Here is a 25,937-nt window from a genome sequence, read left to right as displayed (position 1 = left end):
CGAGAGTATGTATGCAACGTGGTGACTATGCAACTAGGTGCACCCAAATGTGGGCCCGTCGCGGGCTAGTGTTGGCAACCATGGGAACCCAGCCGGAGGCCGCTGTCGTCGGAGTCGCCACAACGCGCAAGCAGGTCACCGCCTGGGGGTTCTGGGACTGGGGATCGGCCGCGTTCAATGCCGTCATTCTCACGTTCGTGTTCTCGGTGTATCTCACCGATGCCGTCGGTGACGACCTACCCGGATCCATCTCGGCGACCACGTGGTTCAGCTGGTCGATCGCCGCGTCCAGCGTCGTCATCGCACTGCTCGCGCCGGTGTGCGGGCAGTACTTCGACGCGCGCGGCAAGCGCAAATGGCTGCTGGGGCTATTGACCGCGTTGACGGTCGTGGCCATGGCCGGCTTGTTCTTCGTACAGGACGACTACCACTATCTGTGGCTCGGGCTGCTGCTGCTCGGTCTCGGTTCCATCATGTTCGAGCTGGCCAGTATTCCGTACAACTCGATGCTGCGGCAGGTCTCCACCCCGGCCAATATCGGACGCGTGTCCGGATTCGGTTGGGCGATGGGCTATTTCGGTGGAATCGTCCTACTGCTTCTGTGCTACCTGGGCTTCATCGTCGGGGACGGCGACACTCGGGGCCTGCTGGGGCTGACCACCGACGGTGGGCTCAACATCAGGCTCGTCGCCGTGCTGGCGGCCGTCTGGTTCGCCGTCTCGGCCATCCCGGTGATGTTTGCGGTTCCCGAAGTGCCCAGGGCCATCGCCGATCCCGAGGCGGCACAGGCCGGCTTCGCGGAGTCCTATCGCGTTCTCTTTCGTGATGTGCGCGAGTTGTGGAGCGCAGACCGGCGTGCCGTCTACTACCTGATCGCCAGCGCACTGTTCCGAGACGGACTGGCGGGCGTGTTCACTTTCGGGGCCGTTCTCGCCGTCAGCGTCTACGGCATCGGCGCGGCGGACGTACTGCTGTTCGGCGTCGCCGCCAATGTCATCGCAGGCCTCGGTGCCATCGTGGCCGGACGGTTCGACGACAGAATCGGACCCAAGAAGGTCATCGTCTTCTCCCTGACGTCGATGATCGGTGCCGGAACCATTCTGCTGTTCGTGTCGGGCCCGACGATGTTCTGGATCTTCGGGCTGATCCTGTGTCTGTTCGTGGGGCCCGCGCAATCGTCTGCGCGCACCTTCCTGGCCCGACTGGCACCGCCCGGGCGCGAGGGGCAGTTCTTCGGACTGTTCGCGACGACGGGTCGGGCCGCGTCGTTTCTCGCGCCCTCGCTGTTCGGGCTGTTCGTGTGGATGTTCGACGCCGACCGCGCGGGTATCGCCGGGCTGATCATCGTCCTCGCCGCCGGGCTGCTGGCATTGCTGAAAGTTCGCGCCCCGGAACAGGTTTAGACCGACCCGATACGATCCAAGATCTCGGCTGCGAGTCTGTCGGGGGCTTCCTCGGGGATCCAGTGGGAGATGCCGTCGAGTTCGACGAATCGGTACGGCGCATCGACGAACTCGCCGCAGCGCTCCGCGCCGGCTCGACCGATGGCGGTATCGCCGTTGCTCCACACGTAGGTGGTCGGCACCGTCACCGCAGGTAGGTTCGCGAACTCCCGCGTCATCGCGGCATACCAACTCGACGCAGCCGTCAGTGCTCCCGGCACCGTCAGATGGCGAACGTATTCGTCGTCGAGGCTTTCGGCCCCGAACATCGCGCGGAGCCGTTGGGCGTCGTTCTCGGTCAGCACTCGTTCGGCCTTCTCGGGTTCGCGAAGCAAGCCGAAGTACTGGGACCGCTGTTGCTGGTCCGGGTCCTCGCGAATGGCCCAGTTGAACGCCGCAGAGTGCGGAACAGATGCGGCAGTGAGGCTTCGGACGCGGTCGGGATGCTCGGCGGCGACATGCCAGGCGACCACAGCGCCCCAGTCGTGACCCACCAGGTGCGCCGAGTTCAGGTCGAAGGCGTCGAGCAGACCGAGGACGTCCTCGGTGAGACGCTCGATGCGGTAGTGCTCGACGCCGATCGGGCGGGCACCGGGGGAGTAGCCCCGCTGGTTGGGGGCCAGGACGCGGCAGCCCGCGGCCGTCAATTCGGGGGTCACCCGCGACCACGACGCGTTGGTCTGTGGAAAGCCGTGCAGCGCAACGACGGGTACGCCGTCGACGGGACCTGCCTGCGCCAGCTCGAACGTGTACTCGCCGATGTGTACCTCGGTGGTCATGATGCTCCTTCGCGGCTCGCGCTCGTGCCCGACGGTCAAGCCCGTCGCGGTTCCCATTTGCTCATCCCCAGCATGATCATCCGGATCTGCTTCTCGGTGCGTTCGATGAGGTCTTTCTCGTTCTGACTACCCGGTCGGTCGATTTCCAACAGACCGACCACCGCCGTCAGCATCGTCGAGACCAGGAGGTCGGCCGTCATCTCGAGATCGGAGACGTCCCATCGTTCGAGACCGGGCATGCGAGAGAGGTCGATGGTCAGCTCGCTGACGAACAGCCGGAGCTCGGTGGCGAATGCGCGACGTACCTCGGTGACTCCGCCGTAGCGCTCGCGACTGAGGAAGCGGAACTGATCCTCGTGGCTGCGGACCTGACGAACCAGGATGCCGAAGGATTCGGTGGCCGTCTTGGTACTCGGGTTGCGTCTGGCGTCGCGCAGCATCTGGCGCAGCATGCGCATGCTGTCCTCGACCAACGCGACCCCGAGGTCTTCCATGGACGCGAAGTGTCGATAGAACGCGGTGGGGACGATGCCGGCGGACCGCGCGACCTCACGCAGGCTCACGCTCGCGAACGACCGTTCGCGAAGCAGATCGAGTGTGCCGTCGATCAAGGCCTGCCGCGTGCGCTCCTTGCGCTCCGCGCGGGTACCCGGTTCTGTCACGGCGTCCAGTTTATGGGCGGGCACTCTGTGATCTCCCCTCCGGTTGCTTCCGCGGTCCCCGTGAACTTCACATGAGGTCTGTAATGGCGGTCACATAAACGTTGACAGGTACCGGTGTCGCTCTGTCACACTCATGTTAGTGCACAATCGTTCACTGAATGGGTCGTAGGGTTCGATCCGGTTAGGGAGGATGGAATGACGCTTCAAGAACGTCCGACGCGACCCACGGGTTCGCGCAAGTTCTCGCTTCTTTCCCTGTTCGAGGCAATGGCCACGCCCCACGCGCTCGATCGGTACCTGGAGCTGGTCGACCCCATGACGACCGTTCGTGATCTGCGCGGCGAAGTGACCGAGATACACCGGTCCACCGAAGATTCGCTGACGCTCACCATCCGCCCCACCCGACAGTGGAAGGGCTTTCAGGCCGGCCAGTTCGTTCAGGTCGGGGTGGTCATCGACGGCGTACGTCAGACTCGCTGCTACTCGCCGGCCTGTTCGCAGTACCGCAAGGACGGCCGAATCGAGCTGACGATCAAGGCGCACCCCGAGGGGCTGGTCTCGCAGTATCTGCACAAGAACGCCCACGTCGGCCTCGTCGTCAGCCTGTCGCAGGCGGACGGCTCGTTCAAGCTTCCCCAGCCACGCCCGGCGCGCACGCTGCTGATCAGCGGCGGCAGCGGCATCACGCCCGTGCTGTCCATGCTCAGGTCGCTGCTGGACGAGGGGTACAGCAGCGACCTGACCTTCCTGCACTACGCGTACACCGAGAACGACGTCGCGTACAAGCAGGAGCTCGAGAAGATCGCCGCCGAGCACGACAACGTGAACCTCGTCTTCGCGTACACCGAGCAGACGACCGGCGGGGACCTGCACGGGTTCTTCGGCAAGGAGCACCTCGACGCCGTGGCACCGTGGTTCGCAGACGCGGACACCTTCCTGTGCGGTCCGCCCGGGCTGATGAAGGGCGTGACGTCGTTCTTCGACGACGCAGGGCTCGGCGACCGACTGCACCTCGAGGAATTCACACCGTCCTTCGCCACCGTGAGCGACGACGTCACGGGAACCACCACGTTCTCCGGAAGTGACGTCGCCGCCGAGAACGACGGTGCAACGTTGCTCGCACAAGCCGAGGGAGCCGGTCTGTCGCCGGCCAACGGGTGCCGAATGGGCATCTGCTTCACCTGCACCTCGGTGAAGAAGTCCGGCTGCACCAAGAACATCAAGACCGGTGAGACCGACACCGAATCCGACAAGAAGATCCAGCTCTGTGTGTCCGTTGCCGTCGGCGACGTCGACATCGACATCTAGTCCCGGAGCTCCCGCCCACCACCCGATCGAATTGGAGATCAGCAGATGCTCGGAACGATTCTCTCGATCCTGCCCACCGCCGTCATTCCCTTCCGACGCAACGAAACGCTGCCTGACGAGCCGACCGTACTGACGTACGAACAGGTCGAAGAGCTCGGCCGCGAACTCGACGACCTGCGGGCCCGCACCGTCGCCAAACTGGGCGACGAGGACCGCGAATACATCTACAAGATCATCAAGGCGCAGCGCGGGCTCGAGATCACCGGACGCGCACTCATGTACCTGCCTTTCGTCCCGCCGGCGTGGCTCGCCGGTGTCGGCGCACTCGGCGTCGCGAAAATCCTCGACAACATGGAGATCGGCCACAACGTCATGCACGGCCAGTACGACTGGATGCGTGAGCCGGGTCTGAACTCCGAGGTGTTCGAGTGGGACACAGTCTGCCCGGCAGACCAGTGGAAGCACTCGCACAACTACATGCACCACACGTTCACCAACATCGTCGGCATGGACCGCGACATCGGGTACGGCATCCTGCGCATGGATCAGGACCAGAAGTGGAACCCGTACTACCTCGGCAACCCCGTCTACGCATTCCTGCTCATGACGTTCTTCGAGTGGGGCGTCATGCTGCACGACCTCGAGACCGAGAACATCGTCGCCGGTAAGCGCAAGTGGCACGACGTCAAGCCGTTGCTGCAGGGAATGTGGCGCAAGGCGGGCAAGCAGGCTCTCAAGGATTACGTCATCTTCCCCGCTCTGACCGGGCCGTTCTTCGCCTCGACCGTGGTCGGCAACGTTGCTGCGAACCTGATCCGCAACGTGTGGACGTACTCGATCATCTTCTGCGGCCACTTCCCGACGGGGGTGCAGACCTTCAGCAAGGAAGAGACCGCCGACGAGAGCCGGGGCGAATGGTACGTCCGTCAGATGCTCGGATCGGCCAACATCGAGGGTTCGCCGCTGTTCCACATCATGTCCGGCAACCTCTCGCACCAGATCGAGCACCACCTCTTCCCGGATCTTCCCGCGCACCGCTACCCGCAGATCGCACCCGAGGTCAAGGCTCTGTGCCAGAAGTACGACCTGCCGTACAACACCGGCGGCTTCTTCCACCAGATCGGTACCGTGTGGGGCAAGATCTTCAAGCTCGCTCTGCCCAACTCGCTCACCGGATCGGCTGCCCCGGCCAGTGTTATCGTCGAGCGTAAGAAGACCGACGCAGCGTGACGACTTCGAAGGGGGCGGTCCTGGTGGTGGGAAGGTTCGAGCGCAACAAGGACACCGTGCAGGATTTCACCGAGTCTGCGGCGACACACGTCGGCAGAATCGTGGTGATCATCGCCGGAGCGGTCCGTGACGTCACTCGCGAGATCGGTGATCTGATCACCGATGGAATCGAAATGCGCGAGGCCGCGAAGAAGGCCGAGCGTGACGCGCCGCTGGGCACCGTGATCAACGGGGAGTTCGAGACCCGCGACCGGCACTGACTCACCGCACGATCGACGAAGCCGCCCGAGCATTGCTCGGGCGGCTTTCTCGTGTCTCGGCGCGGATGGCTAGCGGCGGCGCAGTCTCCACAGTGACGTGGTTTCGCGCGACCGGGCTTCGTGCAGAACATCGGAGGCGTCGGTCGCTCGAGAATGCGATGGCACGGTGTCCATCCGGTCGACGACGGTCAGGCCGGCCTTGTCGATCGACGCGAGAAGGTCTGTGCGCGTGACTAATCCGAGCAGCTCGGCGAGGTCGGACAACACCAACCAGGCCTCGCCGTCGGGCGTCAGATGCCCGCCGAGGCGGCTGAGGAACGATTTCAGCATGCGAGAACCGGGATCGTAGACGGCATGCTCGATCCCCGACGTCGGCTTGGTGGGGATCCACGGCGGGTTGCAGACGATCAATCCCGCGCGGCCGCTCGGGAAGATGTCGGTCTGCACCACCTCGACCCGATCGCTGTACCCGAGTGCGTCGAGATTGGCGCGGGCGCACGCGACCGATCGGGGGTCCTTGTCGGTCGCCACCACCGCAGGTACGCCCCGGCGCGCGAGTACCGCAGCCAGCACACCTGAGCCCGTCCCGATGTCGAAAGCCCGGTCCGTGGCAGGTAGCGGTGCGTCGGCGACGAGCTGGATGTACTCACCGCGGACAGGCGAGAACACTCCGTAGTGGGGATGAACGGACGCGTCCAGCGCCGGCACGAACACTCCCTTGCGGCGCCACTCGTGTGCGCCGATGATCCCGAGGAGTTCACGGAGTGACAGCACGCAGGCCGAGGCATCGGAACCCAGTGCTTCCGCTACGGCCGATCGCACCTCCGGCGCTCGGCCGAGATCGAGCCGTAGATCCGAATCGAGTTGCACCAGAAGCATTCCCAATACCCGTGCGCGCCGCGCCTGGTACTGACGATGCAGGTGGAACCGCTCGGCGGGCGACGCGTTCTCGGGCTGTGTGGCCGGTGGTACCCGCCGCGTCATGGCCGACAGGAGCTGGCGAGCGTTGTTGTAATCGCCACGCCACAGCAGGGACTCGCCGATCGTCGCCAGCTTGTAGGCCACGTCCGCCGTCGTCGCGTCGTCGACGATCCGCACCACCCGTGGTGGCGGCGCACCGTTCTCCGACTGCCATCGCGCGGACCGTTCGATGCCGTCCTCGACCCACGTGACGCTCATGCTGCAGTGTGCGGGTACTCCGCACTGCGATGTTGGAAGGCAAGGATATTGGGGTTCACGATGACACCCTCCCTGATTTCGATGGAACGCTCGATGGTGGCGTCCTCACTCCACGCCGCGGGCCCGTCGAGAACCACGCGAAGGTAGGGCAGCAACGATTCGCTGATCTCCCACGTCGCCGAATTCCACAGATAGGACGGGCTGTGGTCGACGGCGTAGTAGTGCACGTTGTCACCGACGGTGAACATCGGGTCGGCGAACGACGTGGGCCGAGCCCATTCGAATCCCATTCCCTCGTCACACGAGACGTCCACGACCAGGGTGCCCGGCGTCAATGTGGGCAGGTCCTCGTTCGCCAAGAACGTCAGTGGTGAGTTCGTATCCTGCAGTACGCAATTGACGATCACATCGTGGTCGGACAGAAACTGCGAGAGTGGGATTCGACCGTCGGGAGTCAGAGCTCGGCTCTGGCGGGGATCGGCGTCGTCGAGATCGAAATTGACGATGTTGGCCGAGTGGATCGGCGAACCCACCGCCGTGACCCCACGCTGAGTGAGGACATCGACGTCGTGGATCCCGTGTGCACTGAGCGCGGTGACCGCGCCGCGCGCCGTGGCTCCGAAACCGATGACAGCGGCCCGCAACCTGCGGCCGTAGTCCCCGGTGGAACCGATCAGCTGCAATGCGTGCAGCACCGAGCAGTACCCGGCCAATTCGTTGTTCTTGTGGAACACATGAAGATTGAACCAGCCGTCCTGCGTCCAGTGGTTCATGGCCTCGAAGGCGATCAGCGTGAGCTTGCGATCGACGGCGATCTGGGTGAGCCTTTCGTCCTGCACACAGTGCGGCCAACCCCAGAGCGTCTGGCCGGGTCGAAGAGACTCGAGATCTTCGGCCTGAGGCTTCGGCAGCAGAATCACGTCGCACCGAGCAATGAGTTCGGCGCGGGTGCCGATACCCGCGACCTGCGTGGCCAGGTGCTCGTCGGAGATTCCGAACGGTTCGCCGTAGCCGGATTCGAGGAACATTCGGCTTCGAATGTCGGCGTCGATGCGATCGAAATGAAGAGGATGAATCGGTAGTCGACGCTCATCGGGCTTGCGCGAACGTGAGAGGACTCCGAGAGTGAGCTGATGCACGTGTAACCCTTCGTTACGCGAAGTCAACCACAGTAACGCGAGTCGGCCAGCGTTCGCGCTGGTCAGAGGGTGCCCCCGGCAGGATTCGAACCTGCGACCAAGGGATTAGAAGGCCCTTGCTCTATCCCCTGAGCTACGGAGGCTGGCACGCGCGGACAGGCCCGCTCGAGCACGGTTGACGAGTGTACCTTTCCGCCTACGGCGATCACACCGGCATGGGTTGAGGGAGCAGTGCAGGGGGAAGCCTGTGATGTCGTAGACGTTCCGGCCGGCACCCGAAGGAGGTTCGATGCACGACATTCTGGACGAGCTACTGCACGCCTGGCGGACCGGCGACGCGGCCGCGGTGGCAACGGTTGTGCAGACATTCGACTCCGCGCCGCGTCCTGTGGGTGCGTCGATGATGGTCGGCCAGGACGGTGCGGTCGCCGGTTCGGTGTCCGGCGGCTGCGTCGAGGGTGCCGTGTACGAGTCGGCGCACGACGTGATGCAGTCCGGTACCCCGATACTCACTCGATACGGGGTGTCGGACGACGACGCATTCGCAGTCGGGCTCACGTGTGGGGGAACGCTGGATGTGTTCGTGCAGGCGGTGTCGAAGCACACCTTTCCCGAGTTCGGTGACGTCGTGGCGAACGTGCGCCGCAACGTCCCGGTTGCAGTGGCCACCGTGATCGCTCATGCCGACGCAACACGGGTCGGTCGGAGAGCAGTTCTGACGGAGTCGGGTATTCGCGGTTCCCTCGGCAGCTCGCGGGCGGACGCCGCCATTGCCGACGACGCGAAAGGGCTACTTGCAGCGGGACGTTCGACTGTTCTGACGTACGGAACCGACGGCCAGCGCCGCGGTCGGGGAATGCAGGTGTTCGTGTCCAGTCATGCGCCGTCGCCGAGAATGCTCGTGTTCGGTGCCATCGACTTCGCTGCGGCGGTTGCGCAGCAGGGTGCCTTTCTGGGCTACCGCGTCACCGTCTGCGACGCCCGATCCGTGTTTGCGACCCCGCAGCGCTTTCCCGCTGCCGAGCAGGTGGTGGTCGCGTGGCCGCACGACTACCTGAACCAACAGTGGGCGGCGGGGGAGTTGGACGAGAGGACCGTGGTCTGTGTGTTGACTCACGACCCGAAGTTCGATGTGCCACTGCTCGAAGTGGCGTTGCGGATTCCGGCCCTGGCGTTCGTCGGAGCGATGGGCTCGCGGCGAACCCATGACGACCGCATCGCCCGGTTACGGGCGGCAGGAGTGACCGAGACCGAACTCGCGCAATTGTCGAGCCCGATCGGACTCGACCTGGGTGCACGCACGCCGCAGGAGACCGCGGTGTCCATTGCGGCGGAGATCATCGCCCAGAGATGGGGCGGGAGCGGCACGCCTCTCCGGCAGCAGCACGGACGCATCCACCACGACTCGCTGGACGCCGAGGACGGGGCAAAGTACGACGCTGTGTAGGACTCGCGTTTCGAGTACTGCCGAACACCTCTTACTCTGGTGGTATGGCCACACCGGATCTCGACAAGACCGACCCGTCGCACGCCGGGGACTCCACCGGCGATGTGCGGTCGGACGAGGGTGCGGGCAGTGCAGATCCCCGCTCGACAACCACGTCGGTGTTCGTCACTGCCGGCGTCATCGCCGGTGTCGTCGCTGCCCTGATCGTCATGCTGTCCGCGTCGGACGCGTTGGTCCTGCTCGGTATCCCTGATCCCGGCCCGGCCACCACCTACGGACTGCCCGCCCTGCGTGCGATCGGTGAGATCGCAGCGGTCATCGCGGTCGGCTCGTTCCTGCTGGCGGCGTTCCTGGTTCCGCCACAGAAGAACGGCGTGCTCGACGTGGACGGCTACCGGGCGGTTCGCACCGGCTCGGTCGCATCCATCGTCTGGGCCGTATGTGCGCTTCTCCTCGTGCCGTTGACGCTGTCCGACACCTCCGGCCAGCCGTTCGCCGAGGCCGTGAAGCCGGCGAATCTGTGGATCGCGCTGGATCAGGTGGAGATCGCCAGTGCATGGCGGTGGACGGCCATCATGGCCGTCGTCGTCGCCATCGCATCGCGGACGGTACTGCGGTGGTCCTGGACGCCTGCGCTGCTCGGATTCTCGCTGGCCACTCTGCTGCCCATTGCGCTCAGTGGTCACTCCTCGGCGGGCGGATCGCACGACATCGCGACCAACTCGCTGATCCTGCACCTCGGCGCCGCGTCGTTGTGGGCGGGCGGGCTGTTCGCACTGCTTGCACATGTCCGCAGACGCGGCGCGCACACCGACGTCGCTGCTCGGCGGTTCTCCACGATCGCCGGCGTCTGCTTCGTCGTCATGGGCATCAGCGGAGTCATCAACGCCCTGGTTCGGGTGTCCCTCGCCGACCTGTTCACCACGACGTACGGCCTGCTGATCGTGGGCAAGATTCTCGCGTTGATCGTGCTCGGCGGATTCGGCTGGATGCAGCGGCGCCGCGCTCTGCCCGCACTGATCGCCGATCCCACCGCCCGTGGACCGCTGCTCCGGTTCGCCGGGGCCGAGGTGCTCGTTCTCGCCGCGACCGTTGGTCTGGCCGTCGGCCTCGGGCGAACACCACCGCCCGCCGAGATCGACCCGAACCTGACGCCGACCGAGGCCGCGCTCGGATACGACCTCAGCGGACCGCCGACGTTCGCTCGTATGGCTTTCGACTGGCGCTTCGACCTGATCTTCGGCACCGCCGCGATCGTGATGGCCGTGGTGTATCTGATCGGGGTCCGTCGGCTGCGACTGCGCGGCGACGCGTGGCCCGTCGGTCGCACCGTCGCCTGGGTCCTGGGCTGCCTCACACTGCTGATCAGTACGTCGTCGGGCATAGGACGGTATTCCACGGCAGTGTTCAGCGTGCACATGACCGGACACATGATGCTGTCGATGCTCGCGCCGGTTCTGCTCGCGCTCGGTGGTGCACTGACGTTGTCGTTGCGTGTCCTGCCCGCGGCAGGCAAGGACGGCGTCCCGGGGATGCGCGAGTGGTTGCTGATGGGCCTGCACAGTCGACTGTCGCAGTTCGTCACCCACCCGCTCGTCGCGGCGCTGATCTTCGTGGGCGGCTTCTACGTGCTCTATCTCGGCGGAATCTTCGGGGCCGTGCTGGACAGTCACGGAGCTCATCTGTTGATGAACCTGCACTTCGTGCTCAGCGGATACCTGTTCTACTGGACGGTCATCGGCGTCGATCCGTCTCCGCGCAAGATTGCTCCGGTCACCAAACTCGCCGTGGTGTTCGGCTCACTGCCGTTCCATGCGTTCTTCGGTGTGGCGCTGATGAGCATGAACACAGTCATGGGTGCCTGGTTCTACCGCACGCTCGGCCTCGACTGGAACTCCGACCTACTGGGGGACCAGAAGCTCGGTGGCGGCATCGCGTGGGCAACCGGCGAGGTGCCTCTGGTGCTGGTCATGCTCGCACTGCTGATCCAGTGGTCCCGCAGCGACGATCGCGACGCCAGGCGCGGTGATAGAGCCGCCGAACGTGACCACGACGCCGACCTGGCCGCGCACAACGCGATGTTCGCCGAGCTGGCCCGTCGCGATCGCGACGGCAGGCAGTAGCTTCTCGTCAGTCGCTGCCGGCGATCTTGTGCAGAAGCCGGTCGAGTTCGGTGCGTTCGGCCGGCTCGAGGCCGTCGAACAGGTCCGCGGACACCTGACGTCGTGCCTCGTCGACGCGGTCGAGCAGGGCGCGGCCGGCGTCGGTCAGCTCGACCAGGACAGCGCGTCGATCACTCGGGTCCGGCGCTCGCGTCACCAGTTCTGCCGCTTCGAGTGAGTCGACGATGTCGGTGGCCGATCGAGCGACGATACGGAGGTGCTCGGCCAGATCACGCAATCGGACCGATTCTCGTTCGCGCGCCAAGACGTGCATGGCCCTGCTCTGCGACGGGTTGAGTCCGAACGGTTCCAGCGCGGTCATGTGGCTTCGCCGAATTCTTCGGGCAACGGCCATGAACGAATCGCTCAGGTTGGGCGAGTGTCCGGTGTCCATACGACGGATCATAGCGAGGCTTGCTCACAACCTCATAGTGAGGTAACCTCTGCATATTACTTCAGCTACCACGGAGGTCTACTTGGAAAGCCGTCCCGAACGCGTACCACTCGCTTCCGATCCAGCGCCAGTCCGACGAGTCCTGGCTCTGTTCACGCCCTACCGGCGCAAGATCGCTGTCGTCAGCGCGATCATCGTGGCCAGCGCCATCATTGCGCTCGCCTCTCCTCTACTTCTTCGCGAACTCCTCGATCATGCAATTCCCGACCGCGACGTCACGCTCGTCAGCCTCATCGCGGTCGGCATGATCGCTGTTGCAGTCGCCACCAACACTCTCGGCGTGGTGCAGACCTGGATGTCCAACGGCGTCGGTCAGCAACTCATGCACGATCTGCGCGTGCAGGTCTATTCGCACCTGCAGAGACAGTCCCTCGGATTCTTCGCGCGAACGCGCACCGGTGAGGTGCAATCGCGTATCGCGAACGACATCGGCGGCATGCAATCCGTCGTCACCAACACCGCGACGTCCATCGCGCAGAACGCCACGACGGTCGCTGCGACCGTGGTCGCGCTCTTCCTGCTCGATTGGAAGCTCGCCACGTTCTCGCTGATCATCCTGCCGATCTTCGTGCGAGTCGCTCGACGTATCGGCGACGAGCGTCGCAGGATCTCGACCAAGCGGCAGAAATTGCTCAGCGATCTGTCCGTCCAGATCGAGGAATCACTGTCCGTCAGTGGAATTCTTCTGGGCAAGACCACCGGTTCCGCCCAGGCGTTGACCGACAAATTCGCCGACCGATCGCACGAGGTGGCCGGTGTCGAACTGGCCGCGATGATGGCGGGCAAGTGGCGGATGGCGACAATTCAGATCAGCTTCGCCGTGATGCCCGCTCTGGTGTACTGGTTCGCCGGCATCACCATCGGTCAGGGGAGTGCATTGACGATCGGCACCCTGGTCGCGTTCACCGCATTGCAGACCCAATTGTTCCGGCCCACCATGCAATTGCTCAACACCGGCGTCGAAGTACAGGCATCCTTGGCGTTGTTCGGCAGAGTCTTCGAGTATCTCGATCTGCCCATCGATGTCGCCGAACCCGAGCACCCGGTCACACTCTCGCGAGAGAGCGTGCGCGGCGATGTCGCATTCCGCGGCGTCGACTTCACCTATGCCGCCGCGACTGTCCCGACTCTGTGCAACATCGATCTCGATGTACCGGCCGGGAGCACGCTCGCGCTCGTCGGCGCAACCGGATCGGGCAAGACCACGCTGGGATACCTCGTTGCCCGCCTGCATGATCCGACAGCCGGATCGGTGACCATCGACGGTGTCGACTTGCGGCACCTGGCGTCGGAGAACATTGCCGACCTGGTGGGCGTCGTCTCTCAGGAGACCTACCTGTTCCACGCCACCATCAGGGAGAACCTGCGGTTCGCCAAACCCGACGCCACCGACGACGAGATCGTGGCTGCCGCTCGGACGGCCCAGATTCACGACTTCATCGACGGCCTCGACGACGGTTACGACACGATGGTCGGCGAGCGCGGCTACCGATTCTCCGGCGGTGAGAAGCAGCGCATCGCAATCGCCCGAACTGTCCTGCGCAACCCGCCGATTCTGGTGCTCGACGAAGCGACGAGCGCCCTGGACAATCGCACCGAACGCGCAGTGCAGACAGCGCTCGACGGTTTGATGCACGGCCGTACCACCATTCTGATCGCCCATCGCCTGTCCACCGTGCGTGCAGCAGACGCCATCGCGGTACTCGATCACGGCATCGTGCGCGAAGTCGGAAGCCACGAGGCTCTGCTCGCCGAAGACGGTATGTACGCCCAATTGGTCCGTGCCGCAGACGATGTCGTGGACAGCGTTGCTGCATGATCAGGGTTGTTGCATGATCAGGGTTGTTGCATGAGCTGGGCTGCCGCGTGAGCGAGTTTCGAACGATCGCCGGCCGGGTTGTGTGCGAGACCGAGGTCAAGAGATCGCGGTTCGTCACCGTGGTGGACCGGGCGAGCACCGAGGCCGACGCTCGCGCGGTCATCGCAGCGGCGCGGAAAGCGGATCCGACTGCCGGACATCACTGTTCGGCATTCATCGTCGAATCCTCGGCTGCAGGCATCGTTGTCGTCGACGAAGACTCGACCCACCGCATCGAGCGATCCAACGACGACGGCGAACCCAGCGGCACGGCAGGAACGCCCATGCTCGAGGTGTTGCGCGGTCATCGGCTGACCAACGTGGTCGCGGTGGTCGGCAGATATTTCGGCGGCACCAAGCTCGGTACCGGCGGATTGGCCCGCGCGTACGGCGGTGCGGTCACCGAGGCACTTGCCCAGGCTCGGTTTCTCACCCGAGAGCGACGCGACGTGCTGACCCTCGAACTCGACCACGCCGAGGTGGGACGCGTCGAATCGGAGTTACGCGGACACGGGGCCTTGGTGCTCGATACCGCCTACGACACTCGAGCCGTGCTCACCGTCGCCGTCGCAGACGCCGATTCGACTGCAGCGCTGGTGGCGTCGCTCACCGCCGGACGGGTGGTGCCGGCTCTCGGTGGGCACGTCTACGTCGAAACAACCGAGTAGCACACCGGTCCGACACGAGTGGCGTCATGACCAGCCGATCCTGGACGTTCATCCACAGGCTCAGCGGTTGTCCACATTTCGCGAACACGTCCGTCACGGGCGGCTCCGGCGTAGCAGTGTCGATCTCGATCGCAATCACGCGACATTCATCGAGAGGAAGACACCATGTACGAAGCTCAGTGCGCTGTTGTGGGCACCGTCATCACCAATCCCGTCAAGCGCTCCACGCCCACCGGCGACGAGGTCCTCAGCTTCCGGATGGCGAGCAATGCCCGACGGCAGGACCGCAACACCGGTGAATGGACCGACGGCGGCACCCTCTATCTCACGGTCACGTGCTGGCGTCGACTCGTGCGCGGCGTCGGCGCATCGTTGATGAAGGGCGATCCGATCATCGCCTACGGACAGCTGCGCACCAACGAATACACCAATCGCGACGGCGTCGAACGATCCGACCTCGAGATGCGTGCCAGCGCCGTCGGGCCGGACCTTGCGCGCTGCAACGTGGCAATCCAGCGGACCAGGACGGTCGCGCCCGAAGTACCTGCAGACGAGGCACTCACCGACGACGATCGGGGTGCCGCCGAACCACCGGAGGACGAGCCGGACCGCGATCGAATCGGTGACGACATCCGCGAGGCGGTACCCGCCTGACGGCCCGCCGACATCCGTCGTCCCCGGTGGATGCAACCCGCGAACGACCGCGGACGACGGATGTGGGCTCGGCGCGGACTCGGTCGATGGTGTTCCGACGCGGCCGCACCGATAAGCTGGGCGGCATGGCTGAATTCATTTACACCATGAAGAAGGTGCGCAAGGCGCACGGCGACAAAGTCATCCTCGACGACGTGACGATGAGCTTCTACCCGGGAGCGAAGATCGGCGTCGTCGGCCCGAACGGCGCCGGTAAGTCGAGCATCCTCAAGATCATGGCGGGAATCGATCAGCCCGGAAACGGTGAGGCGTTCCTCGCTCCCGGTGCCTCGGTCGGCATTCTCATGCAGGAGCCGATTCTCGACGACACCAAGACCGTTCGCGAGAACGTCGAGGACGGCCTCGGCGAGACGATGGTCCAGCTCAAGCGCTACAACGAGATCGCCGAGCTGATGGCAACCGATTACTCCGACGAGCTCATGGAAGAGATGGGCGAGTTGCAGGAAAAGCTCGACCACGCCGACGCCTGGGAGATCGACTCGCAGCTCGAACAGGCGATGGACGCGCTGCGCTGCCCGCCGCCCGAGTCCCCGGTCACCAACCTCTCCGGTGGTGAGAAGCGTCGCGTCGCCCTGTGCAAGCTGCTGCTCAGCAAGCCCGACCTGTTGCTGCTCGACGAGCCGACCAACCACCTCGACGCCGAGAGTGTGCTGTGGCTCGAGCAGCACTTGGCCGCCTACGCCGGTGCCATTCTCGCCGTGACTCACGACCGGTACTTCCTCGACCACGTCGCGCAGTGGATCGCCGAGGTCGACCGCGGACATCTGTACCCGTACGAGGGCAACTACTCGACGTACCTGGAGAAGAAGGCCGAGCGCCTCGAGGTCTCGGGAAAGAAGGACCAGAAGCTGCAGAAGCGGCTCAAGGACGAACTCGCCTGGGTTCGCTCCGGTGCCAAGGCTCGCCAGGCCAAGAGCAAGTCTCGTCTGGCTCGCTACGACGAGATGGTGGCCGAGGCCGAGAAGACCAGGAAGCTCGACTTCGACGAGATCCAGATCCCCAACCCGCCGCGCCTCGGCGACGTCGTGGTCGAGGTCAAGAGCCTGGACAAGGGCTTCGACGGCCGCGTGTTGATCAAGGATCTGTCGTTCACGTTGCCGCGCAACGGAATCGTCGGCGTCATCGGACCCAACGGTGTCGGCAAGACGACACTGTTCAAGACCATCGTCGGGCTCGAGGAGCCGGACGGCGGCGAGGTGAAGATCGGGCAGACCGTCAAGCTCAGCTATGTCGACCAGAACCGCTCGGGCATCGACTCGAAGAAGACGGTCTGGGAAACGGTCTCCGACGGCCTGGACTTCATCACCGTGGGCAACTCGGAATTCCCGTCCCGCGCGTACATCAGCTCGTTCGGATTCAAGGGCCACGATCAGCAGAAGCCCGCCGGAGTTCTCTCCGGCGGTGAGCGCAACCGTCTGAACCTGGCAATGACGCTCAAGCAGGGCGGCAACCTGATCCTGCTCGACGAGCCGACCAACGACCTCGACGTCGAGACACTCGGATCGCTCGAGAACGCGCTCGAGGAATTCCCCGGTTGCGCCGTGGTCATCTCGCACGACCGGTGGTTCTTGGACCGCACCTGCACCCACATCCTGGCGTGGGAAGGCGGCTTCGGAGACAACGAGGCTGCCTGGTACTGGTACGAGGGCAACTTCGAGGGCTACGAGGCCAACAAGGTCGAGCGGCTCGGCCCCGACGCGGCGCGTCCCCACCGCGTCACGCACCGGAAGCTGACCCGAGACTGACATGTCGGCACAGACCTTCACCTGCACACTTCAGGTGCGGTGGGGTGATTCCGACCGCCTCGGGCACGTCAACAACACCCGGTTCGTCGAGTACCTCCAGGAAGGCCGCGTTCAGTTTCTGAACGCGGTCTTGGGGGGCTCGAAAGGTCGCGGCGCGGTGGTGGTTCGTACGTTGACCACCAACTTCCTGCACCCGATCCTGGACGACTCCGGCCCGCTGGTGATCGAGCTGTGGATCACTCGTGTCGGAACCACCTCGTACGGCGTCCGGCACGTCGTCACCGATCGAAACGGAACGGTGTGCGCAGACGCGGAGGCACTGATGGTGGCCTTCGACCTCGACACCTCCTCGTCCAGGCCGCTGCGCGAACACGAACGAACTGCACTGAGCGAGTATCTCCACAGCGATTCGTCCTGACTGCCGGATCGGCCTGACGCGCTGGTTCCCGAGATCTCTGCGGTTGCGGGGTCACCCGCACTAGGGTCGAGGGGTCATCGACGACCGGCGATCGGCGGGCGTCGGGAAATCCTCACGAGGGAGTACTCGAAAACAATGTCACGCTCGCTTGACCTGACCGACGACGACTGGGCCGACGGGCTCGACGACAGGCTTGTGGCCGAGTTGGCGACATTGCGTACGGAGTATTTCGAGCACACCGACGCCACTGCGGTCGCAGTGTCCGCGCATACCCCCGACATCACCTCTTTTCGGCGGCACGTTCGGCTCGCCGCAGAGCGGCTGCCGGGGACGGCGAATGTGGCGGTCCACCGACCGAACGAGTCTGCAGCACAGCAGGTAGCGGGAAGCTACCTACAAATCGTCACCGACGACATGCCGCTGCTGGTCGAATCGATCATGTCGCTGCTCTCGCGTCTCGGCATCGAATACACCGACGTGGTCCATCCCATTCTCTCCGTCGATCGGAACGCAGAGGGAGTGCTCGTCGGGCTGAGTTCGGCCGGCATCGCGGAATCCTGGATACACGTGCAGCTGCACCCGTCCACCTCCGACGATGCCGTCGCGCAGCTGGAAGAGGAGACGAGTCGAGTACTCGCCGATGTGCGTCAGGTCGTCGGCGACACCGACGAGATGCGTCGCGTGCAGGCTGCCGTGGCCGATCGGTTGGACGGTGTCGCCGCAGCGTCCGGCGACACCGACTCCGAAGCAGCCGTCGCACACCGGGATGCGGCTGCCTTGCTGCGTTGGCTGGGCGACGGCCATTACACCTTGCTGGGTTACCGCAGATACACGATCGACGGTAGCGACGGCGACCGAACCGCAACCGGTGTGGAATCGAGCAGCCTGGGTGTGCTGCGCGATGCCGGTCAACATGGAGACGGACCCGAACCGGTCGGTGAGCGCGACCTGGTTGCTCTGACGCAGGGGCCGAACCCCGCCACGGTTCATCGTGCTGTCTACCCCTATTTCGTCAGTGTGATCGACGCCGACGACTCCGCCGAGCATCGGTTCGTCGGCGTCTTCACCGTCACCGCGCTGCACGAGAACGTCCTCGACATTCCGGTGATCGAGCGTCGAGTGCGGTCGGTGATCGCCAAGGCCGGCCATGATCTCGGGTCCTTCTCCGGCCAGGCCATGCTCGAGGTGCTGCAGTCGATGCCGCGGTCGGAACTGTTCGCGACCTCTGCCTCGTGGCTGTTCGAAACGGCGAGTGCTGTTCTGGCGCTGGGTCGTCGGCGCAAGGTCAAGCTGTTCGTGCGACCCGATGCGAGTGGGTCCTTCGTCAGTGCTCTGGTGTACCTGCCGCGAGATCGCTACACCACTCGCGTCCGACTCGCGATCCAGGACCGACTGCTCCGAGAGCTCGGTGGTACCTCGCTCGACTACACCGCACGCGTCACCGAATCGGATCTCGCGCTGCTGCACGTGACGGTGCGCCGCGCACCGGGCACCGTCTCTCCCCACCCGTCGGTCGACGACATCACCCGGATCGAAGCGGCGCTGACCGAGACCACCCGGACGTGGGAGGACTCGTTGGGTGACGCCGTGTCCCTCGACCGAGCCGTCGACCCGGCGCGCATTCAGCGCTACACCGAGGCTTTTCCCGAGGCGTACAAGCAGGACTTCAGTCCGGCCAGGGCCGTCACGGACATTGCCCGCCTCGAAGCACTCGGCGACGAAGCGATCGACATGCAGCTCTACCGAAACGAGCGTTCGGCCGTGGGGAGCTGGCGCTTCTCGCTGTACATCGGCGGTGCGGGCGTATCACTGTCCCAGGTGTTGCCCATTCTGCAGAGTCTCGGTGTGGAGGTCGACGACGAGCGGCCGTACCCGGTGGTGCGTCCGGACGGAATGTCTTGCTGGATATACGATTTCGGTCTCTCTGCCTCGCGTGAGATGTTGCGCTCGGCCATCGACGGGGACCTCGACGCCGAGCTGTCCGAGGCAGGCACGGCCGATCGCGAGAGCCGGGTCCAGCATCGATTCACCGACGCATTCGCGGCCGTGTGGAGCGGCGCGGCAGAAGCGGATCGTTTCAACGAACTGGTGATGCGCGCAGGTCTGCACTGGCGGCAGGCCGTGGTGTTGCGTGCCTACGCCAAGTACTTGCGGCAGGCGGGTTTTCCCTACAGTCAGTTCAACATCGAGGGCGTCCTCCTGGCGCATCCGCGCACCGCGCGGCTGCTCGTCGGACTGTTCGAGGCGCAGTTCGATCCCGAGACCAGTGCCGAAGCGGACGCGCAGGCCATCGGCACTCAGCTCGGTGAGCTCATCGACGAGGTCGTCAGCCTCGATGCCGACCGCATTCTGCGCAGCATGTTCGAGCTCATCCGAGCGACGTTGCGCACCAACCACTTCGTGGTGGGATCCGACGGTGCACATCGCCCGTACCTCTCGCTCAAGTTCGACCCGCAATCCATCGCAGAGCTGCCCAAACCGAAGCCCACGTTCGAGATCTTCGTGTACTCCCCGCGCGTCGAGGGGGTGCATCTGAGGTTCGGTGCGGTGGCCCGAGGCGGGTTGCGCTGGTCCGATCGACGGGAGGACTTCCGGACGGAGATTCTCGGGCTCGCCAAGGCTCAGATGGTCAAGAACGCAGTCATCGTGCCCGTCGGGGCCAAGGGTGGATTCGTCGTCAAGCGTCCTCCGGTGACCACCGGTGGAGCCGACCGAGATCGACAGGCATACGCCGAGGAAGGCAAAGCCTGCTACCGACTGTTCATCGCCGGGTTGCTCGACATCACCGACAATCTCGACCGCGCCACCGGGTCGGTATCGGTACCTACCGGGGTGGTGCGCCGCGACGGAGACGACACCTACCTCGTCGTCGCGGCGGACAAGGGCACCGCGACCTTCTCCGACATGGCCAACGGCATCGCTGCCGAGTACGGATTCTGGCTCGGTGACGCCTTCGCGTCCGGTGGATCCGCCGGATACGACCACAAAGCCATGGGAATCACCGCGAAGGGTGCGTGGGAGAGCGTCAAGCGGCACTTCCGTGAGCTCGGAATCGACACGCAGAGTCAGGATTTCACGGTCGTCGGCGTCGGCGACATGAGCGGAGACGTATTCGGTAACGGCATGCTGCTGAGCCGACACATTCGCTTGCTCGCGGCGTTCGACCACCGGCACATCTTTCTCGACCCCGACCCCGATCGGGAGTCGTCGTTCGCCGAGCGGGAGCGCTTGTTCGCCCTGCCGCGGTCGTCGTGGGCGGACTACGACACCTCGCTCATCAGTGCCGGCGGAGGGGTGTGGGAGCGGACCCGCAAATCCGTACCCATCAGCGCCGCAGCACGTTCGGCCCTCGGGTTGGACGAATCGGTTGCTGCGCTGTCACCACAAGAGTTGGTGAACGCGATCCTGAAGGCTCCCGCCGATCTGCTGTGGAACGGCGGAATCGGCACCTACATCAAGGCTTCCAGTGAGAGCAACGCCGAAGTCGGCGACAAGGCCAACGATGCAGTGCGGGTCGACGGCGTGGATGTGCGGGCGGCCGTGGTGGGGGAGGGCGGAAACCTCGGTGCCACCGCACTGGGCAGGATCGAGTACGCCGCAGCCGGCGGCAAGATCAACACCGACGCCGTCGACAACTCGGCGGGCGTCGACTGTTCCGATCACGAAGTCAACATCAAGATCCTGCTCGAGACTGCCATCACCAACGGAAACCTGGCGCGCGAAGACCGCGATGAGCTGCTTGCGTCCATGACCGACGAGGTCGGGCGATTGGTGTTGTGGGACAACATCATGCAGAACGAGTTGCTCGGTACGTCCAGATTCGACGCACCACATCTGGTGACGGTGCACAGCCGGGTCATCGAGGATCTGGAGACGCGTCGAGGGCTCGACCGGGAGCTCGAGGCTCTGCCCACCGAGGCCGATCTCCGTCGTCGCAAGCAAGACGGGCGTGGACTGACGTCGCCGGAACTCGCGACGTTGATGGCGCACGTGAAATTGGCACTGGAAGCGGAACTGCTCGACAGCGAGCTTCCCGACAGCGACGTCTTCGCCCCCCGGCTACCCAAGTATTTCCCCGAGCCACTGCGGGATCCGTACGCAGATGCCATCAAGGCGCATCCGCTACGGCGTCAACTGGTGGCGACGACGCTCGCCAACGAGGCCATCGACTGTGGCGGAATCACCTACCCGTATCGGTTGACCGAGGACTCCGGTGCCGCAGGCACCGACGCCATCCGCGCATTCGCCGCGGCCACCGAAATCTTCGGCCTCGACGAGGTGTGGGATTCGATTCGCGCTGCCGACGTACCCACCGCAGTGTCCGCCGAGCTGCTGCTCGAATCGCGTCGCATGCTCGATCGAGTATCCCGGTGGCTGTTGGCCAATCGGCCGCAGCCGTTGGCGGTCGGGGCCGAGATCAGTCGCTATGCCGGGCAGGTTCGCGCTCTGCAGCCGCGGGTCGCGTCGTGGATCTCCGGTCACCAGGCGGTCGATTTGGACCGGCGTTCGGGGGCCGCGATGGAACGAGGTGCTCCGGCCGAGCTGGCACGTCGGATCTACGGCTTGCTCGACGTGTATTGCCTGCTCGACATCATCGATATCGCCGACATCGTCGACCGGGACGGGGCGGAGGTGGCCGAGCTCTACTTCGCGCTCGACGCGCACATCGGCATCGACTGGTTGCTCACCGCGGTCTCGAAGCTTGCCCGCGGCGATCGATGGCATTCGTTGGCGCGCTTGGCTCTTCGTGACGATCTGTACGCCTCCCTTCGCGGAATCACCAAGGCCGTGTTGGCCGCGGGCGAACCGGACGAGTCGGTCACGGAGAAGATCGCCGAATGGGAATCGACCAATTCGTCGCGGTTGGCCCGCTCGCGTGCAGCGCTCACCGAGATCGCCGAGACGGGGACGCTGGACCTGGCGACACTCTCGGTTGCCGCCCGACAGGTGAGAAACATGGTTCCCTGACAGCATGGAACTTTCGTTCGATCGAGAAGAGGTAGTAAGCGCGTGAGTGTGCCCGACGACCATCTGTCCGACAAGCGACCCGCCACCGAGCGGGTGGGCTTTCACGCCGCTGTGGATGTGCGGTGGTCGGATATGGATGTGTATCAACACATCAACCACGCGCGAATGGTGACGTTGCTCGAAGAGGCGCGGATCCCGTGGCTGCTGGTGGACGGCAGGCCGACTGCGAATCTGCGTCACGGTGCCGTCATTGCCGATCTGCACGTGAAGTATCGCGGCCAGCTGCGACACGAGGACGGACCCCTCGACGTCTTCATGTGGATCGATGCGGTCCGCGCGGTGGACTTCGTCGTGGGGTACGAGGTGCGGGCACGCGGGGCGTCGCTGGATACTCCGGCAGCGGTGGTGGCGTCGACGCAGATCGCGGCGTTCGACATCGACGCGCAGCGACTGCGTCGGCTCACTCCCGCCGAGCGCGAGTTCCTGGTGAGTTGGCAGCGTGTATGAGCGCGTTCTGACCGTTCCCGATGCGGTCGAGCGGGAGAACCTCCAGACGTTCTGCAGCAGGGCATTGCGCCTGGACGAGGCTGCTGTCGTTCGGTTGCGCACTCGGGCCGGCGGGGGCGTGTCGTGTTGGGCGGCAACCGGTTTCGATGCGCTCGCCGCGCGGGTGATTGCGGGAACCATCGTGCCCGACGACACCAGTGCGGGTGCCGATGTGTTGGTGTCCGCTCTGCAGAACGCGGACGACGGCGTGATCGACCCGGGTTTCTCGATGGACTCCGCCTGGCGTGGCACCCTTCCTCCCGACGGCGGATTCGAGCATCTCGACGACGTCCCCGCGCGGGTGCTCATCGGACTCGCACAGCGCGGTGCCGCACTGGCGAAGGAACACGGCAGCAGTCACGGGCCGCCGAGCTCGTTGCTCGAACAGCAGGTGTTGCACGTGACCGGTGACGGCGACGACGTCTCGGTCACCATGCGCACCGTATTCGGGTTGACCGCAATGGGTTTCGTGCCGCACGACGGTAACGATCCGTTGACGATCGACGTCGACCCGGAGAGGATCGCCGCCGCAGAGGTGGTACGAGTACGCGCCACCAAGGTGTGGTTGCGCCTCGATGCCAGGTTCGGGTCGGTGTTCGTTCGCCGCCCGGGCCAACAGTTGTCGCTCACCGTCGAACGCTGAGCGTGGCCGGTCGGCCGGTTCGGACGAGCCGGCCGGCCGGCTCAGACGAGCCAGGCGGCCGCGTTCGCGGGAAGCATCCCGTCGACCAGCGGAGTGCTGGTCAGCAACACTTCGCCGGGTGGGAGTGGGATCGACTCGTCGGAGGAGTTGAGGGCGCAGATCAAGCCCCCGCGGCGCCGGAAGGCCAGGCACCCGGGAGGGGCACCGTACCAATCGATTCCGCCGCCGGTGAACTCCGGCCGCAGGGTGCGCAATTCGAACGCCGTGCGGTACAGGCTGAGCATCGAATCGACCTCTTCGAGCTGCGCCTCGGCGGTCAGCCCCTTCCACTCCGGCGGCATCGGCAACCAGGTGCGATCGGTGGTGGAGAACCCGAACGGAGGGGCATCACCCTCCCACGGCATGGGGACTCGGCAGCCGTCGCGTCCGCGCTCGGTGTGCCCGGACCGCTCCCCCACCGGGTCCTGCAGGGCGCTGTCGGGCAGCTGCACGTTCGGTAGCCCGAGCTCGGCACCGTTGTATACGAAAATTGTTCCAGGAAGGGCCAATTCGACGAGAATCATGGCCCGGGCCCGGTGATAGCCCAGGTCTCCGTCGCCGTATCTGGTGACCTCGCGTTCGACGTCGTGGTTCGACAGTGTCCACGTCGGGGTGCCGCCGACCAGTTCGACGGCCGCGAGCGAGTTGGAGATCGCATCGCGGATGGTCTCGGCGTCGAAATCGACACTGGCCAAGCGGAAGTTGAAGCCCAGGTGCAGCTCGTCGGGGCGGATGTATTCGGAGAACCGGACGTTGTCCTGGACCCAAATCTCGCCGACCGTCACCGCGTGGGGGTATTCGTTCATGACGGCTCTGATGCGGCGGTGCAGTTCGTGGACTCGGGGGTTGTTGAACCGGGGATCGTCGTCGTCGTTCTTCATCAGTGCGTTGAACTCGAGGCTCATGTCGGCCAGCTCGGCAGGTTTTGCCATGCCGTGGGCGACGTCGAGTCGAAATCCGTCGACGCCTCGGTCCAGCCAGAACCGAAGTGTGCGCGCGAAGTCGTCGAAGACCTCGGGGTTGTCCCAGTTCAGATCCGGTTGTTCGGGCGCGAAGATGTGCAGGTACCACTGACCGGGGGAGCCGTCCCTCTCGTCGACTCGCGTCCAGGCGGGACCCCCGAAGATGCTCGGCCAGTTGTTCGGCGGCCGCGAACCGTCGTCGCCGAGCCCGTCTCGAAAGATGTAGCGCGCTCGCTCGGCGCTGCCACGAGGGGCGTTCAGAGCCGCCTGGAACCACCGGTGTTCGTCACTGGTGTGATTGGGCACCAGATCCATCGTGACCTTGATGTCGCGGGCGTGCGCCTCGTCGAGCAACGCGTCGAAGATCTCGAGACTGCCGAACATGGGGTCGATGTCTCGGGGGTCGGAAACGTCGTAGCCGTGATCGGCCATGGGCGACCGCGTGATCGGTCCGATCCAGATGGCGTCGATACCGAGCAATTCGAGGTAGCCGAGCTTGTCTCTGATGCCGTCGAGATCACCGATTCCGTCACCGTTCGCATCTGCGAACGACCGGGGATAGATCTGGTAGAAGACGGCGTCCTGCCACCACGACAACTCGGTGCTTTCGATCGGATCGGTCACAACTGGCAATAGTGCCAAACGAATGGGCTTCGAACGATTCGAGGGCGCTGGGGTGCACCCGGCACCCTGCACTGGCGGTCGATCGGAAGGTAAAGGATTGTGCTCATTCACATGACCGACACGTATCCCCACGTTTGGAAAGTGTTGTATGTTCTGCAACGTAAAACGTGCAGCGGCCGGTGCCGCGCCCGACGGTGAGGACGCGACGACACCATGAGAACCTCGACCATTGCTGTGCGGCTGGAAGATGTTTCGCTCTCCGACAGTCCCATCGAACCCACGTGGATCCTCGAGGGAAACCCGCGGGCGCGCGTCGCGGAGTGGTCCAGAAGCACCGACGGCACCACGACCACCAATGTGTGGGATTGCACGGCCGGTCGCTTTCGGTGGTACTTCGCAGTCGACGAGATCGTCCACATCATGGACGGGTCGGTCGTGGTGTCCAGCGAAGACCACGCGCCCCGGACTCTGGTCGCCGGCGACGCAGCGTTGTTCCGGGCCGGCACCTGGTCGGAGTGGCACGTCGAGAACTACGTGCGCAAGCACGCCATCTTGCGGCAGCACCTGCCCGCGCCGCTGAGCTTCGTGCTCGGGGTAGCCGGCTCGCTCCGCCGCCGGCTCGGCCGCCTCCGAGGTGGCGCAGCGGGCCTGCGGCGAGGCGCATCGCTGTAGTTCGTGACGCCGTAGAAC

The 25,937-nt window shown here is 64.8% G+C and carries 21 protein-coding genes and 1 tRNA gene; 15 read left to right on the top strand and 7 right to left on the bottom strand.

All coding sequences use genetic code 11. The annotated features are described in order from the left end of the window. Nucleotides 1-80: 80 nt before the first annotated feature. Nucleotides 81-1,403, top strand: coding sequence for an MFS transporter (locus VF34_RS09655; protein WP_045841292.1), 1,323 nt, complete (start codon nucleotides 81-83; stop codon nucleotides 1,401-1,403). On the opposite strand, the gene VF34_RS09650 is transcribed toward VF34_RS09655, so the two are convergent. After that, nucleotides 1,400-2,221 (bottom strand): alpha/beta fold hydrolase, encoded by an 822-nt coding sequence (locus tag VF34_RS09650; protein ID WP_045841373.1) that lies wholly within the window; start codon nucleotides 2,219-2,221, stop codon nucleotides 1,400-1,402. The two genes, VF34_RS09655 and VF34_RS09650, sit on opposite strands and share 4 nt — an antisense overlap. Before the next feature lie 35 nt (nucleotides 2,222-2,256). Beyond that, complete coding sequence (locus tag VF34_RS09645) at nucleotides 2,257-2,883, bottom strand: TetR family transcriptional regulator (protein ID WP_027497609.1); 627 nt, start codon at nucleotides 2,881-2,883, stop codon at nucleotides 2,257-2,259. Between the two features lie 195 nt (nucleotides 2,884-3,078). Here VF34_RS09645 and VF34_RS09640 point away from each other — a divergent pair, with 195 nt between their 5' ends. From VF34_RS09640 to VF34_RS09630, 3 genes are read left to right on the top strand one after another with little or no spacing between them, the layout of a single operon-like run. Continuing rightward, nucleotides 3,079-4,191: a ferredoxin reductase gene (locus VF34_RS09640; RefSeq protein ID WP_045841291.1), complete on the top strand. Its 1,113-nt coding sequence runs from the start codon at nucleotides 3,079-3,081 to the stop codon at nucleotides 4,189-4,191. Between the two features lie 45 nt (nucleotides 4,192-4,236). Further along, on the top strand, nucleotides 4,237-5,421 hold the full coding sequence (locus tag VF34_RS09635; protein WP_045841290.1) for a fatty acid desaturase family protein: 1,185 nt from the start codon (nucleotides 4,237-4,239) through the stop codon (nucleotides 5,419-5,421). A gap of 23 nt (nucleotides 5,422-5,444) precedes the next feature. Beyond that, on the top strand, nucleotides 5,445-5,681 hold the full coding sequence (locus VF34_RS09630; protein ID WP_027497606.1) for a hypothetical protein: 237 nt from the start codon (nucleotides 5,445-5,447) through the stop codon (nucleotides 5,679-5,681). Between the two features lie 69 nt (nucleotides 5,682-5,750). Here the strand turns inward: VF34_RS09630 and VF34_RS09625 are convergent, their stop codons facing one another. The 3 genes from VF34_RS09625 to VF34_RS09615 all read right to left on the bottom strand — a co-directional run bounded on the left by VF34_RS09625 (nucleotide 5,751) and on the right by VF34_RS09615 (nucleotide 8,142). Further along, complete coding sequence (locus VF34_RS09625; RefSeq protein ID WP_045841289.1) at nucleotides 5,751-6,860, bottom strand: methyltransferase; 1,110 nt, start codon at nucleotides 6,858-6,860, stop codon at nucleotides 5,751-5,753. Further along, on the bottom strand, nucleotides 6,857-7,999 hold the full coding sequence (locus tag VF34_RS09620) for a N(5)-(carboxyethyl)ornithine synthase (RefSeq protein WP_032406772.1): 1,143 nt from the start codon (nucleotides 7,997-7,999) through the stop codon (nucleotides 6,857-6,859). The genes VF34_RS09625 and VF34_RS09620 overlap by 4 nt, the downstream gene beginning before the upstream one ends. Before the next feature lie 70 nt (nucleotides 8,000-8,069). Continuing rightward, nucleotides 8,070-8,142 (bottom strand) — tRNA-Arg (locus tag VF34_RS09615). A 146-nt stretch (nucleotides 8,143-8,288) separates the two neighbouring features. On the opposite strand from VF34_RS09615, the gene VF34_RS09610 reads away from it, so the two are divergent. Both VF34_RS09610 and VF34_RS09605 read left to right on the top strand, forming a co-directional pair. Then, nucleotides 8,289-9,446: an XdhC family protein gene (locus VF34_RS09610; RefSeq protein WP_045841288.1), complete on the top strand. Its 1,158-nt coding sequence runs from the start codon at nucleotides 8,289-8,291 to the stop codon at nucleotides 9,444-9,446. A gap of 44 nt (nucleotides 9,447-9,490) precedes the next feature. After that, a complete protein-coding gene (locus tag VF34_RS09605; protein WP_045841287.1) occupies nucleotides 9,491-11,569 on the top strand; it encodes a bifunctional copper resistance protein CopD/cytochrome c oxidase assembly protein in 2,079 nt (692 codons plus the stop codon). A 7-nt stretch (nucleotides 11,570-11,576) separates the two neighbouring features. Here VF34_RS09605 and VF34_RS09600 read toward each other — a convergent pair whose 3' ends face one another. Further along, nucleotides 11,577-12,002 carry a MarR family winged helix-turn-helix transcriptional regulator gene (locus VF34_RS09600; protein WP_032382725.1) on the bottom strand — a complete coding sequence of 142 codons (426 nt, stop codon included), beginning with the start codon at nucleotides 12,000-12,002 and terminating at the stop codon, nucleotides 11,577-11,579. Nucleotides 12,003-12,084: 82 nt separating this feature from the next. Between VF34_RS09600 and VF34_RS09595 the strand changes: the two genes are divergently transcribed. The 8 genes from VF34_RS09595 (at nucleotide 12,085) to VF34_RS09560 (ending at nucleotide 23,622) form a co-directional block, all read left to right on the top strand. Further along, nucleotides 12,085-13,881: an ABC transporter ATP-binding protein gene (locus VF34_RS09595; RefSeq protein ID WP_045841285.1), complete on the top strand. Its 1,797-nt coding sequence runs from the start codon at nucleotides 12,085-12,087 to the stop codon at nucleotides 13,879-13,881. Nucleotides 13,882-13,928: 47 nt separating this feature from the next. Then, nucleotides 13,929-14,588: an IMPACT family protein gene (locus VF34_RS09590; protein WP_045841284.1), complete on the top strand. Its 660-nt coding sequence runs from the start codon at nucleotides 13,929-13,931 to the stop codon at nucleotides 14,586-14,588. A gap of 165 nt (nucleotides 14,589-14,753) precedes the next feature. Then, a complete protein-coding gene (gene ssb / locus VF34_RS09585; protein ID WP_032382727.1) occupies nucleotides 14,754-15,242 on the top strand; it encodes a single-stranded DNA-binding protein in 489 nt (162 codons plus the stop codon). Between the two features lie 125 nt (nucleotides 15,243-15,367). Continuing rightward, on the top strand, nucleotides 15,368-17,047 hold the full coding sequence (gene ettA / locus VF34_RS09580; protein ID WP_027497597.1) for an energy-dependent translational throttle protein EttA: 1,680 nt from the start codon (nucleotides 15,368-15,370) through the stop codon (nucleotides 17,045-17,047). A gap of 1 nt (nucleotide 17,048) precedes the next feature. Continuing rightward, nucleotides 17,049-17,465, top strand: a complete 417-nt coding sequence (locus VF34_RS09575; RefSeq protein ID WP_032399523.1) for an acyl-CoA thioesterase — start codon at nucleotides 17,049-17,051, stop codon at nucleotides 17,463-17,465. A 135-nt stretch (nucleotides 17,466-17,600) separates the two neighbouring features. After that, on the top strand, nucleotides 17,601-22,433 hold the full coding sequence (locus tag VF34_RS09570) for an NAD-glutamate dehydrogenase (protein ID WP_045841283.1): 4,833 nt from the start codon (nucleotides 17,601-17,603) through the stop codon (nucleotides 22,431-22,433). A 42-nt stretch (nucleotides 22,434-22,475) separates the two neighbouring features. Continuing rightward, nucleotides 22,476-22,940, top strand: a complete 465-nt coding sequence (locus tag VF34_RS09565; protein WP_045841282.1) for an acyl-CoA thioesterase — start codon at nucleotides 22,476-22,478, stop codon at nucleotides 22,938-22,940. Further along, nucleotides 22,933-23,622, top strand: a complete 690-nt coding sequence (locus VF34_RS09560) for a DUF8010 domain-containing protein (protein ID WP_032368215.1) — start codon at nucleotides 22,933-22,935, stop codon at nucleotides 23,620-23,622. Before VF34_RS09565 ends, VF34_RS09560 begins: the two co-directional genes overlap by 8 nt. A gap of 41 nt (nucleotides 23,623-23,663) precedes the next feature. On the opposite strand, the gene VF34_RS09555 is transcribed toward VF34_RS09560, so the two are convergent. Next, nucleotides 23,664-25,271, bottom strand: a complete 1,608-nt coding sequence (locus VF34_RS09555) for a glycoside hydrolase family 13 protein (RefSeq protein WP_442970633.1) — start codon at nucleotides 25,269-25,271, stop codon at nucleotides 23,664-23,666. Between the two features lie 189 nt (nucleotides 25,272-25,460). Here VF34_RS09555 and VF34_RS09550 point away from each other — a divergent pair, with 189 nt between their 5' ends. Next, a complete protein-coding gene (locus tag VF34_RS09550; protein ID WP_032399526.1) occupies nucleotides 25,461-25,919 on the top strand; it encodes a cupin domain-containing protein in 459 nt (152 codons plus the stop codon). The last annotated feature ends 18 nt before the right edge of the window (nucleotides 25,920-25,937 follow it).

Origin of the sequence: Rhodococcus sp. PML026 (genome assembly GCF_000963615.1) — a bacterium.
In the GTDB taxonomy this organism is placed as follows: Bacteria; Actinomycetota; Actinomycetes; order Mycobacteriales; family Mycobacteriaceae; genus Rhodococcoides; species Rhodococcoides fascians.
The sequence above is the reverse complement of the archived record's forward strand: the minus strand, read 5'-3'. Positions and strand labels throughout refer to the sequence as shown.

Excerpts from the sequence above, each read along its gene's own strand:
- VF34_RS09600 (WP_032382725.1), bottom strand. The coding sequence starts at position 12,002 with ATGGACACCGGACACTCGCCCAACCTGAGCGATTCGTTCATGGCCGTT.
- VF34_RS09575 (WP_032399523.1), top strand. The coding sequence starts at position 17,049 with ATGTCGGCACAGACCTTCACCTGCACACTTCAGGTGCGGTGGGGTGAT.
- VF34_RS09655 (WP_045841292.1), top strand. The coding sequence starts at position 81 with ATGGGAACCCAGCCGGAGGCCGCTGTCGTCGGAGTCGCCACAACGCGC.
- VF34_RS09605 (WP_045841287.1), top strand. The coding sequence starts at position 9,491 with ATGGCCACACCGGATCTCGACAAGACCGACCCGTCGCACGCCGGGGAC.
- VF34_RS09610 (WP_045841288.1), top strand. The coding sequence starts at position 8,289 with ATGCACGACATTCTGGACGAGCTACTGCACGCCTGGCGGACCGGCGAC.
- VF34_RS09570 (WP_045841283.1), top strand. The coding sequence starts at position 17,601 with ATGTCACGCTCGCTTGACCTGACCGACGACGACTGGGCCGACGGGCTC.
- VF34_RS09550 (WP_032399526.1), top strand. The coding sequence starts at position 25,461 with ATGAGAACCTCGACCATTGCTGTGCGGCTGGAAGATGTTTCGCTCTCC.
- VF34_RS09650 (WP_045841373.1), bottom strand. The coding sequence starts at position 2,221 with ATGACCACCGAGGTACACATCGGCGAGTACACGTTCGAGCTGGCGCAG.
- ssb (WP_032382727.1), top strand. The coding sequence starts at position 14,754 with ATGTACGAAGCTCAGTGCGCTGTTGTGGGCACCGTCATCACCAATCCC.
- VF34_RS09625 (WP_045841289.1), bottom strand. The coding sequence starts at position 6,860 with ATGAGCGTCACGTGGGTCGAGGACGGCATCGAACGGTCCGCGCGATGG.
- VF34_RS09635 (WP_045841290.1), top strand. The coding sequence starts at position 4,237 with ATGCTCGGAACGATTCTCTCGATCCTGCCCACCGCCGTCATTCCCTTC.
- ettA (WP_027497597.1), top strand. The coding sequence starts at position 15,368 with ATGGCTGAATTCATTTACACCATGAAGAAGGTGCGCAAGGCGCACGGC.
- VF34_RS09640 (WP_045841291.1), top strand. The coding sequence starts at position 3,079 with ATGACGCTTCAAGAACGTCCGACGCGACCCACGGGTTCGCGCAAGTTC.